Here is a 10,919-nt window from a genome sequence, read left to right on the forward strand (position 1 = left end):
TTTGCTCGCTAGGCTGCAACTCTCCCTGTAAACTGCGGGGGTTTTTCTCCCCCAATCCTTTCGGAGCCATACATGTCCCGCGTTACCCTGAGTCGCTATCTGATTGAGCAGACCCGCAGCAACAATACCCCTGCCGATCTGCGCTTCCTGATCGAAGTGGTGGCGCGTGCGTGCAAGGAAATCAGCCATCACGTGTCCAAAGGCGCCCTCGGCGGCGTACTGGGCAGCATGGGCACTGAAAACGTGCAGGGCGAAGTCCAGAAGAAGCTGGACGTGATCTCCAACGACATCCTGCTCGAAGCCAACGAGTGGGGCGGCCACCTGGCCGGCATGGCGTCCGAAGAAATGGACAACGCCTACCAGATCCCGGGCAAATACCCGAAAGGCGCCTACCTGCTGGTCTTCGACCCGCTGGACGGCTCGTCGAACATCGACGTCAACGTTTCGGTCGGCACCATCTTCTCGGTACTGCGTTGCCCTAACCAGTACCTGAGCCAGAACGAAAGCCTGAACGAAGAAGCGTTCCTGCAGCCAGGTACCGAGCAGGTCGCCGCCGGTTACGCCATCTACGGCCCACAGACCATGCTGATCCTGACCCTGGGCAACGGCGTCAAGGGCTTCACCCTGGACCGCGAACTGGGCAGCTTCGTCCTGACCCACGAGAACATCCAGGTTCCGGCAACCACCGCCGAGTTCGCCATCAACATGTCCAACCAGCGTCACTGGGAAGCCCCGGTGCAGCGCTACGTGGGCGAACTGCTGGCCGGCGAGACCGGCCCGCTGAAGAAGAACTACAACATGCGCTGGATCGCCTCGATGGTGGCCGACGTGCACCGTATCCTGACCCGTGGCGGTCTGTTCATGTACCCGCGTGATGCCCGTGAGCCGAGCAAGCCGGGCAAGCTGCGCCTGATGTACGAAGCCAACCCGATGTCGTTCATCATTGAACAAGCCGGTGGCGCCTCCACAAACGGTTACGATCGCATCCTCGACATCAAGCCTGAAAGCCTGCACCAGCGCGTGTCGGTGATCCTCGGCTCGAAGGAAGAGGTCGAGCGCGTCACCGCCTACCACAAGGAGTAAGTCATGCTCGCACCTTGGCAGCCGTTGCTGGAGTGGTGGTTCGGTTGGGGCACCAGTCCCCAGGCCGTGGCTGACGAGAAGAGCACGCTGTGGTTCGGCAAGCATCACGATGCCGAAGCCCAGGCGCTGTTTGGCGACCTGGTCGAGCACGCCCTGGCGGGTGGGCTCGACGAGTGGCAGCAGAGCCCCCAGGGCTGGCTCGGCTTGCTGATCCTGCTGGACCAGCTGCCGCGCATGCTCTACCGCGACACGCCGCGCGCCTTCGAAGGTGATCGGCGTGCCCAGGTGGTTGCGATGCAGGGCCTGCAGAAGAACTGGGATTACCAGTTGCTGCCGATCCAGCGGGTGTTCGTGCTATTGGTACTGGAGCATGCCGAGGTGCTGGACTGGCAGAACCTGTGTGTCGAGCGTTACCAGATGCTGCTAGCGGAGCAGCCGGAGGATAACCGGCGGTTGTTCGAAGGCTTCCTCGATTACGCCGAGCAGCACCAGCGGGTGATTGCCCGGTTCGGGCGCTTCCCGCACCGAAACCTGGTGCTGGGGCGGCCGAGTACCAGTGAAGAGATGGACTTCCTGCTGGAGCCTGGGTCCAGGTTCTAAGGCCATTGGGGCTGCAAAGCAGCCCCAGCGGTTTCAGATCCTGAAACTGCCCACCAGATGCTTCAACCGCTCGACCTGATGCTCCAGGTCGGTGCAGGCACGCAAGGTGCTCTGCAGGTTGTGCACCCCTTCCTGATTCAACGTATTGATCTCGGTGATGTCGACATTGATCGACTCGACCACGGCCGTCTGCTCTTCAGTGGCGGTGGCCACCGACTGGTTCATGCCGTCGATCTCGCCAATGCGCTGGGTCACGCTGCCCAGGCGCTCGCCGGCCTGGTTGGCAATGCCCACGCTGTGCTCGCTGTGCTGGCGGCTCTGGTTCATGGTGCTGACCGCCACTTGCGCACCGGCCTGCAGCTCTTCGATCAGGCGCTGCACCTGCTGTGCCGACTCCTGCGTACGGTGCGCCAGGTTGCGCACCTCGTCGGCAACCACGGCAAAGCCACGCCCGGCCTCGCCCGCGCGGGCCGCTTCGATCGCGGCGTTGAGCGCCAGCAGGTTGGTTTGCTGGGAAATACCGCTGATCACATCGAGGATCTGGCCAATGTTGGCGGTGTGGGCATTGAGTGTTTCGATGTTGCCGCACGAATCGCTGATTCGCGCCGAAAGCTGGTTCATCACATCGATGGTACGCCCGACCACGTGCTGGCCATCTTCGGCCAGGCCGCGTGCTTCGCTGGAGTGCTGCGAGGCCAGTGCCGCGTTCTGGGCGATTTCCTGGGCGGCGGCACCTAGCTGATTGATCGCTGCCGCCACACTGCTGGTGCGGCTGGACTGCTGATCGGCATTGTTGATCGAGGCATTCGAAGCGCTTACCACCTGGGCGGCCACGGCGTTGACCTGGCCGGTGGCCGAGGCCACTTCGCGGATCGACTCGTGAATACGCTCGACAAAACGGTTGAATGATTGGCCGAGGCTGCCGAATTCATCGTGGGCATGGATGCTCAGGCGTCGGGTCAGGTCGCCTTCGCCTTCGGCGATGTCATGCATGGCGCGGCCCATCAGGTGCAGCGGCTCCATCAGCACGCGTATCAGCAGGCCGAGCAGGGCAATGATCACCACCACCGCGATCAGGGTGGCGACGATGGCCGAGGTGCGCAGTTCGCCCAGCATGGCGAATGCTGCATCCTGGTCGAGTACCAGGGCCACGTACCAATCCGCCGACGGCACGCCGTCGACGTGGGTGAAGTTGATGAACTGCTTGCGGCCATCGACTTCGACTTCCTTCAGGCCGCTGCCAATTCGCGGAGTGCCCTGCGGATAGACATCGGCCAGGGTTTTCAGGGCAAGGTCGGCCTTAGGGTGGATGAGGATCTTGCCTTCGCCGTTGACGATGAAGGCATGGCCCTGGCCGTCGAAGTTCAGGGCGTTGATCAGGTTGCTGATGGTCTGCAGGTCGGTGTCGACGCCGCTGACACCCACCTGCCGGCCCGCCTGCTGCACCGGGGTGGCCAGGGTGATCACCAGCTTGCCGGCGGATGCCGAGATGTACGGTTCGGTGACGATGGTCTGGCCGCTGGCGCTGGCCGCCTTGTACCAGCCGCGAACGCGCGGGTCGTAGTCGGCCGCGCGGTTGCCAACGGGAACCGACTGCATGCTGCCGTCCTGGCCGCCGAAATAGGTGAGCTGGAAGTTCTTGCCGTACACCGGCAGAGCCAGGCTACGGTCAAGGCTGGCTTTGCCCGGCCCATCGACAGCGATTTGCTGGGCCAGCGAGTCGAGCAGCTGGATACGGCTGTCGAGCCAGTTACGGATGTTGCCGGCGGTGAGGCTGCCCAGGTCCTGCAGGTTGGTCTGCGTGTCGCTGCGCAGTGACTGGCGCTGTCGATAGTCGTTGAACAGCACGAAACAGGTAAAAGCAACGGCCACCACGAGGGCGGCGGCCAGCAGGATCTTGTGGCTGAACTTAAGGTTCTTGGTCATTTTTCTGGTCTGCAACAAGGCAAGGCATAGGAGGGGGCTGCGGCAACTCGCCACAGCGTGCTCGCTGTGTCGTCGCGGAGCGGGAAAACATTAATCGTTTGCGCAGGGGAAGCCGACCAACGGCTTACAACGAAAGGGGGGTAGCCAGGGAACCAGGGAGGGATTTTCCCGTCGAAGGTCACTGCAGGCCACTCGCCTGTGTCTATTTTCCAGGAGTGTCCCTTCATGTCGTTGCGTTCCCTCGCCCTGTTGTCCTTGTGCGTCGTCCTGACTGCGTGCAGCAAGATCAATCAGGAAAACTATTCCAAGCTCAAGGCCGGCATGAACAAGGCCGAGGTCGAGCAACTGCTTGGCACGCCCACCGAGTGCTCCGGCGCGCTGGGCATGAGCAGCTGCACCTGGGGGGACGAGAAGAGCTTCATCAGCGTGCAATACGCGGCCGACAAGGTGTTGATCTACTCCGGGCAGGGTCTCAAATGAGGCGTCTGCACCTGCTGCTGGGGCTGTGCCTGGTCATGCTGCTGGGTGGCTGCGCTACCTCCGCCAACGACCCGCTGGCACCGAAGACCGCTGGTAATGTCGACCTCAAGCGCTATCAGGGCAAGTGGTATGAGCTGGCGCGCCTGCCGATGAAATACCAGGCCGAGTGTGCGCAGTCCGAAGCGCATTACAACCTCAAGCCCGATGGCTCGTACGGCGTGCTCAACCGCTGCCGCACGATGGGGGATGAATGGCTGCGCGCCGAGGGGCACGCCAACATCCAGGAGCCGGGGCATACCGACAGGCTGTGGGTCGAGTTCGACAACTGGTTCACCCGCCTGGTACCGGGCGTGGCCAAAGGCCAATACTGGATCCTGTACGTGGACGATCACTACCGCACGGCGATCGTCGGCAGCCCTGACCGCAAGTACCTGTGGATCCTGTCGCGCACGCCGACACTGCCGGTGTGGGAGCGCGAGAACCTGATGTCCAAGGCCCGTCAGCAGGGCTACGACACCAGCCGCCTGATCTGGCGCACACCCGACAAGCAGATCGTGCAGATGCATTGAAGCCTCGGGGCCGCGAAGCGGCCCCCATTGGCTCAGCCCAGCAGCTGGCGCAACACGTGTGCAAACGCCCGTCCGCTTTCCTCTTCCTGGTCGTGCCGCCCCTGGCGCACAACCCACTGCCCATTGACCATCACATCGCGAACCTGACGGTCCCCGCCAGCGAACAACCAGCGGTTGAGAATCGCGTCCCCCTCGGCCATGGCGATATACGGGTCCTGCCCATCCAGCACCAGCCAGTCAGCCCGTTTGCCCACCGCGAGCTCGCCTATCGGCTGCCCCAGCGCCTGAGCCCCGCCGACCAGCGCCGCGTCGTACAGCGTGCGCCCGACCATCGGCTGATCGCCTCGGTACAAGCGGTTGCGCCGTTGGTCTCGCAGGCGCTGACCATATTCCAGCCAACGCAGCTCCTCGACCACGCTCAGCGACACATGGCTATCCGATCCAATACCCATGCGCCCGCCCTGAGCGAGGAAGTCCACTGCCGGGAAAATACCGTCGCCCAGATTGGCTTCGGTGGTCAGGCACAAACCCGCCACCGCACCACTGCGCGCCATGGCCGTGACTTCATCCGCTTCGGCATGGGTGGCATGCACCAGGCACCAGCGCGGGTCCACATCGACATGCTCATAGAGCCACTGCAGCGGCCGCAGCCCGCTCCAGGCCAGGCAATCATCGACTTCCTTCTGTTGTTCGGCGATGTGGATATGCACCGGGCATTGCTGATTGCTGGCAGCCAGCACGTCGGCGATCTGGCCGGGCGTCACCGCGCGCAGCGAGTGGAAGCACAACCCCAGCTGTTGCGCGGGCTGCGCGGCCAGCACCGGTGCCAGTTGAGCCTGCAGTTGCAGGTACTGTTCGGTGGCGTTGATGAAGCGCCGTTGCCCTTCGTTGGGCGCCTGGCCGCCAAAGCCTGCGTGGCTGTACAGCACCGGCAGCAAGGTCAGGCCGATGCCGCTGCTGGCTGCGGCCGCACTGATGCGTCGGGACAGCTCGGCGGGGTCGGTGTAGGCCTTGCCTGCCTGGTCATGGTGCACATAGTGGAATTCGGCCACCGAGGTGTAGCCGGCCTTGAGCATCTCGATATACAGCTGGCGCGCAATTACCTGCAGCTGGTCCGGGGTGATCTTGCCGACCAGCCGGTACATCAGCTCGCGCCAGGTCCAGAAGCTGTCGTTGGGGTTGCCCGCGACTTCCGCCAGCCCCGCCATGGCCCGCTGGAACGCATGCGAGTGCAGGTTGGGCATGCCTGGCAGCAATGGCCCGGCCAGGCGTTCGGCGCCGTCGGCCGAGGCGTCGGCTTCGATCCGGCTGAGCAAGCCGTCACTGGACACTTCGAAGCGGACCTTACTGGCCCAGCCAGTGGGCAGCAGGGCGCGTTCGGCGAAATAGGCGGACATCGGCAAAAATCCTGTTATTGTTTAACTTGTATATACATATACAGGCGTTTGCCTGCCGGGTAAACTGCGGCAAGCTACCGCTCATTCCATTGCCTAAGGACTCAACGCCGTGCCGACACCTCCTGTCTCCGCGCTGGTTGCCCAGATGGGCGAGGGCCCGGCGCCGCTGTATGCCCGGGTCAAGCAGATGATCATCCAGCAGATCGAAAACGGCAGCTGGCCGCCGCATCACCGGGTGCCTTCGGAGAGCGAACTGGTCAGTGAACTGGGTTTCAGCCGCATGACCATCAACCGCGCCTTGCGTGAACTCACCGCTGAAGGCCTGCTGGTGCGCATGCAGGGTGTGGGTACCTTCGTCGCCGAACCCAAGTCCCGCTCGGCGCTGTTCGAGGTCAACAACATTGCCGACGAGATCGCCGGCCGTGGCCACCAGCATAGCTGCCAGGTGATCAAGCTGGCCGAAGAGGCCGCCGGCTCCGAGCGCGCCCTGGCCTTGGACATGCGTGAAGGGCAGCGGGTGTTCCACTCGTTGATCGTGCATTACGAGAATGGCGTGCCGGTGCAGATCGAGGATCGCTATGTCAACACGGCCATCGCCCCCGACTACCTCAAGCAGGACTTCACCCGGCAGACGCCTTACGCCTACCTGTCCCAGGTCGCGCCGCTGACCGAGGGCGAGCACGTGGTCGAGGCGATTCTTGCCGAGCCTGAAGAGTGTCGCCTGTTGCAGATCGAGCGCGGCGAACCCTGCCTGCTGATCCGCCGTCGCACCTGGTCCGGGCGCCAGCCAGTGACCGCTGCGCGGCTGATTCACCCGGGTTCCCGTCACCGCCTTGAAGGACGTTTCAGTAAATGACTCAGCTGCAGTGGCTGCGTGCGCAGGATTACCCGCGCATGCCCTGGAAAAACGGTGGCGGCTTCACCGAGGAGATCACCCGCGACAACGGCGAGGGGCTCGAGGGCTTCGGCTGGCGCCTTTCGATAGCCGATATCGAGGAGTCGGGCGGGTTTTCCGTGTTCGCCGGTTACCAGCGGATCATCAGTGTGCTGCAGGGCGATGGCATGCGCTTGCTGGTCGACGGCCAGGCCAGCCGGCCGTTGCTGCCGTTCGATGCATTTGCTTTCAGTGGCGAGAGCCAGGTCAGCTGCAAGCTGCTCGGTGGGGCGATCCGCGATTTCAACCTGATCTACGCGCCGCATCGCTATCGCGCGCGCTTGCAGTGGTTTGACGGCACCAGCCGCTTGTACTGCTCGGCGTCGACGGTGTTGCTATTTGCGGCCAGCGGGCAGGTTGAAGTGGCAATCGCTGGGCACGATACGCAGCGGCTTGGGCTGTATGACTGCCTGCGGATTGAGGGCAATGATGAATTGCTCGGGCTGGATGTGCAGGGGCGGTTCTGCCTGATCGAGCTTATTTCACATTGAGATTGCTGGGGCTGCTGCGCAGCCCTTTCGCGACACGAGGCCGCTCCTACAGGTGAATGCAATTTCCTGTAGGAGCGGCCTCGTGTCGCGAAAGGGCCGCAAGGCGGCCCCATTGCATTGATGAATTCGGAGGAGTGGTCCGACTATTTTGGTTGTCCATGCTTGTACATACAAGTAAAGGTGTGTTTGTATATTGACCACGACACATCTGCCCGCGGACAACCGCCGAGGACCTTCCCGTGACCGACAACAACAAATACCGTGACGTTGAAATCCGTGCCCCACGTGGCAACAAGCTGACCGCCAAAAGCTGGCTGACCGAAGCGCCACTGCGCATGCTGATGAACAACCTCGACCCGCAGGTCGCGGAAAACCCGAAAGAGCTGGTGGTGTACGGCGGCATCGGTCGCGCCGCGCGCAACTGGGCCTGCTACGACAAGATCGTCGAAACCCTGACCCGCCTGGAAGACGACGAAACCCTGCTGGTGCAGTCGGGCAAGCCGGTCGGCGTGTTCAAGACCCACAGCAACGCCCCGCGCGTACTGATCGCCAACTCCAACCTGGTGCCGCACTGGGCCAACTGGGAACACTTCAACGAACTGGACGCCAAGGGCCTGGCCATGTACGGCCAGATGACTGCTGGCAGCTGGATCTACATCGGCAGCCAGGGCATCGTCCAGGGCACCTACGAAACCTTCGTCGAAGCCGGTCGCCAGCACTACGGCGGCAGCCTGAAAGGCAAATGGGTACTGACCGCCGGCCTCGGCGGCATGGGCGGCGCCCAGCCGCTGGCCGCAACCCTGGCTGGTGCCTGCTCGCTGAACATCGAATGCCAGCAGAGCCGCATCGACTTCCGCCTGGAAACCCGCTACGTCGACGAACAGGCCAAAGACCTCGACGACGCCCTGGCGCGCATTGCCAAGTACACCGCCGAAGGCAAGGCGATCTCCATTGCCCTGCACGGCAACGCCGCCGAAATCCTGCCAGAGCTGGTCAAGCGTGGCGTGCGCCCGGACATGGTCACCGACCAGACCAGCGCCCACGACCCGCTCAACGGTTACCTGCCTGCCGGCTGGACCTGGGAGCAGTACCGTGACCGCGCCCAGACCGAGCCTGCTGCTGTGGTCAAGGCTGCCAAACAGTCGATGGCCGTGCACGTGCAAGCCATGCTCGACTTCCAGAAGCAGGGCATCCCGACGTTCGACTACGGCAACAACATCCGCCAGATGGCCAAGGAAGAGGGCGTTGCCAACGCGTTCGACTTCCCAGGCTTCGTCCCGGCCTACATCCGCCCGCTGTTCTGCCGCGGCATCGGCCCGTTCCGCTGGGCGGCGCTGTCCGGTGAAGCCGAAGACATCTACAAGACCGACGCCAAGGTCAAGGAACTGATCCCGGACGACGCCCACCTGCACCGCTGGCTGGACATGGCCCGCGAGCGCATCAGCTTCCAGGGCCTGCCGGCACGTATCTGCTGGGTTGGCCTGGGCCTGCGCGCCAAGCTGGGCCTGGCCTTCAACGAAATGGTCCGCAGCGGTGAGCTGTCGGCGCCGGTGGTGATTGGCCGCGACCATCTGGACTCAGGTTCCGTGTCCAGCCCGAACCGCGAAACCGAAGCCATGCGCGACGGCTCCGACGCGGTCTCCGACTGGCCGCTGCTCAACGCCCTGCTCAACACCGCAGGCGGCGCCACCTGGGTTTCGCTGCACCATGGCGGCGGCGTGGGCATGGGCTTCTCCCAGCACTCGGGCATGGTCATCGTCTGCGACGGTACCGATGAGGCCGCCGAGCGTATTGCTCGCGTACTGACCAACGACCCGGGGACTGGTGTGATGCGCCACGCCGATGCCGGTTACGACATCGCCATCGACTGCGCCAAGGAGCAGGGCCTCGACCTGCCAATGATCACGGGCTGATCGCCGCGCTTTGAGTGATACTGAACAACAAGAGGGGCCTGCGGGCCCCCGACAGAATTGGAGTAGCAAAGTGACCGAACTGACCCTCAAGCCCGGCACCCTGACCCTGGCACAGCTGCGCGCCATCCATGCCGCACCCGTGCGCCTGCAACTGGACGCCAGCGCCGCGCCGGCCATCGACGCCAGCGTTGCCTGCGTCGAGCAGATCATTGCCGAAGACCGTACCGCCTACGGCATCAACACCGGTTTCGGCCTGCTGGCCTCGACCCGTATCGCCAGCCACGACCTTGAGAACCTGCAGCGTTCGCTGGTGCTGTCCCACGCCGCCGGTATCGGCGCGCCGCTGGACGACGCGCTGGTGCGGCTGATCATGGTCCTCAAGATCAACAGCCTCAGCCGTGGTTTCTCCGGTATCCGCCGCAAGGTCATCGATGCGCTGATCGCCCTGGTCAACGCCGAAGTCTACCCACACATCCCGCTCAAAGGCTCGGTGGGCGCTTCTGGCGACCTGGCCCCGCTGGCGCATATGTCGCTGGTACTGCTTGGTGAAGGCAAGGCGCGTTACCAGGGCCAGTGGCTGCCGGCTACCGAAGCCCTGGCTGTCGCCGGCCTCGAGCCGCTGACCCTGGCCGCCAAAGAAGGCCTGGCCCTGCTCAATGGCACCCAGGCATCCACTGCCTACGCCCTGCGCGGCCTGTTCCACGCCGAAGACCTGTATGCCGCCGCCATCGCCTGTGGTGGCCTGAGCGTCGAGGCTGCGCTGGGTTCGCGTTCGCCGTTCGATGCGCGCATTCACGACGTGCGTGGCCAGCGTGGCCAGATCGACACCGCCGCGTGCTTCCGTGACCTGCTGGGCGAATCCAGCGAAGTGTCGCAGTCGCACAAGAACTGCGACAAGGTCCAGGACCCATACTCGCTGCGCTGCCAGCCGCAGGTCATGGGCGCCTGCCTGACCCAGATCCGCCAGGCTGCCGAGGTGTTGGGCATCGAAGCCAACGCCGTGTCGGACAACCCATTGGTGTTCGCTGCCGAAGGCGACGTGATTTCCGGTGGCAACTTCCACGCCGAGCCGGTGGCCATGGCCGCCGACAATATCGCCCTGGCGATCGCCGAAATCGGTTCGCTGAGCGAGCGCCGCATCTCGCTGATGATGGACAAGCACATGTCCCAGCTGCCGCCATTCCTGGTGGAAAACGGTGGGGTGAACTCCGGCTTCATGATCGCCCAGGTCACCGCTGCCGCCCTGGCCAGCGAGAACAAGGCCTTGTCGCACCCGCACAGTGTCGATAGCCTGCCGACCTCGGCCAACCAGGAAGACCACGTGTCCATGGCCCCAGCCGCTGGCAAGCGCCTGTGGGAAATGGCCGAGAACACCCGTGGTGTGCTGGCCATCGAATGGCTGGGGGCGTGTCAGGGGCTGGACTTGCGCAAAGGCCTGAAGACTTCGGCGAAGCTGGAGCAGGCGCGCCAGGCGCTGCGTCGTGAAGTGCCGCACTATGACCGTGACCGCTTCTTCGCGCCGGACC

At 63.8% G+C, this 10,919-nt stretch carries 10 protein-coding genes and 1 pseudogene; 8 read left to right on the forward strand and 3 right to left on the reverse strand.

Annotated features, from left to right (window positions below):
* Positions 1–72 precede the first annotated feature (72 nt).
* Positions 73–1,083 carry a class 1 fructose-bisphosphatase gene (locus tag APH27_RS06410; protein WP_012274595.1) on the forward strand — a complete coding sequence of 337 codons (1,011 nt, stop codon included), beginning with the start codon at positions 73–75 and terminating at the stop codon, positions 1,081–1,083.
* A gap of 3 nt (positions 1,084–1,086) precedes the next feature.
* Positions 1,087–1,683 (forward strand): DUF924 family protein, encoded by a 597-nt coding sequence (locus APH27_RS06415; protein WP_060484301.1) that lies wholly within the window; start codon positions 1,087–1,089, stop codon positions 1,681–1,683.
* Positions 1,684–1,716: 33 nt separating this feature from the next.
* On the opposite strand, the gene APH27_RS27100 is transcribed toward APH27_RS06415, so the two are convergent.
* Positions 1,717–2,547: a methyl-accepting chemotaxis protein gene (locus APH27_RS27100; RefSeq protein WP_371260283.1), complete on the reverse strand. Its 831-nt coding sequence runs from the start codon at positions 2,545–2,547 to the stop codon at positions 1,717–1,719.
* A 24-nt stretch (positions 2,548–2,571) separates the two neighbouring features.
* A pseudogene (locus APH27_RS27105) lies at positions 2,572–3,609 on the reverse strand (cache domain-containing protein); the annotation flags it as partial.
* 225 nt (positions 3,610–3,834) lie between these two features.
* Here APH27_RS27105 and bamE point away from each other — a divergent pair.
* Both bamE and APH27_RS06430 read left to right on the forward strand, forming a co-directional pair.
* On the forward strand, positions 3,835–4,089 hold the full coding sequence (bamE, locus tag APH27_RS06425; protein WP_027921036.1) for an outer membrane protein assembly factor BamE: 255 nt from the start codon (positions 3,835–3,837) through the stop codon (positions 4,087–4,089).
* Entirely contained in the window at positions 4,086–4,658 is a 573-nt protein-coding gene (locus APH27_RS06430; RefSeq protein ID WP_060484302.1) for a lipocalin family protein, read from the forward strand. The genes bamE and APH27_RS06430 overlap by 4 nt, the downstream gene beginning before the upstream one ends.
* A gap of 32 nt (positions 4,659–4,690) precedes the next feature.
* On the opposite strand, the gene APH27_RS06435 is transcribed toward APH27_RS06430, so the two are convergent.
* Positions 4,691–6,055: a formimidoylglutamate deiminase gene (locus APH27_RS06435; RefSeq protein WP_060484303.1), complete on the reverse strand. Its 1,365-nt coding sequence runs from the start codon at positions 6,053–6,055 to the stop codon at positions 4,691–4,693.
* Positions 6,056–6,200: 145 nt separating this feature from the next.
* Between APH27_RS06435 and hutC the strand changes: the two genes are divergently transcribed.
* The 4 genes from hutC to hutH all read left to right on the forward strand — a co-directional run.
* A complete protein-coding gene (gene hutC / locus APH27_RS06440) occupies positions 6,201–6,911 on the forward strand; it encodes a histidine utilization repressor (RefSeq protein ID WP_177331646.1) in 711 nt (236 codons plus the stop codon).
* Positions 6,908–7,480, forward strand: coding sequence for a HutD family protein (locus APH27_RS06445; protein WP_060484305.1), 573 nt, complete (start codon positions 6,908–6,910; stop codon positions 7,478–7,480). Before hutC ends, APH27_RS06445 begins: the two co-directional genes overlap by 4 nt.
* 239 nt (positions 7,481–7,719) lie before the next feature.
* Positions 7,720–9,393, forward strand: coding sequence for a urocanate hydratase (hutU, locus tag APH27_RS06450; RefSeq protein ID WP_060484306.1), 1,674 nt, complete (start codon positions 7,720–7,722; stop codon positions 9,391–9,393).
* A 70-nt stretch (positions 9,394–9,463) separates the two neighbouring features.
* Positions 9,464–10,919, forward strand: a 1,456-nt coding sequence (gene hutH, locus APH27_RS06455) for a histidine ammonia-lyase (protein ID WP_060484307.1), incomplete at its 3' end; no start/stop codon positions are given.

Source organism: Pseudomonas sp. NBRC 111123, assembly GCF_001320205.1.
Taxonomy (GTDB): domain Bacteria; phylum Pseudomonadota; class Gammaproteobacteria; order Pseudomonadales; family Pseudomonadaceae; genus Aquipseudomonas; species Aquipseudomonas putida_J.

Coding starts and splice junctions, on each gene's coding strand:
- APH27_RS06410 (WP_012274595.1), top strand. CDS start 73: ATGTCCCGCGTTACCCTGAGTCGCTATCTGATTGAGCAGACCCGCAGC.
- APH27_RS06415 (WP_060484301.1), top strand. CDS start 1,087: ATGCTCGCACCTTGGCAGCCGTTGCTGGAGTGGTGGTTCGGTTGGGGC.
- bamE (WP_027921036.1), top strand. CDS start 3,835: ATGTCGTTGCGTTCCCTCGCCCTGTTGTCCTTGTGCGTCGTCCTGACT.
- APH27_RS06430 (WP_060484302.1), top strand. CDS start 4,086: ATGAGGCGTCTGCACCTGCTGCTGGGGCTGTGCCTGGTCATGCTGCTG.
- APH27_RS06435 (WP_060484303.1), bottom strand. CDS start 6,055: ATGTCCGCCTATTTCGCCGAACGCGCCCTGCTGCCCACTGGCTGGGCC.
- hutC (WP_177331646.1), top strand. CDS start 6,201: ATGGGCGAGGGCCCGGCGCCGCTGTATGCCCGGGTCAAGCAGATGATC.
- APH27_RS06445 (WP_060484305.1), top strand. CDS start 6,908: ATGACTCAGCTGCAGTGGCTGCGTGCGCAGGATTACCCGCGCATGCCC.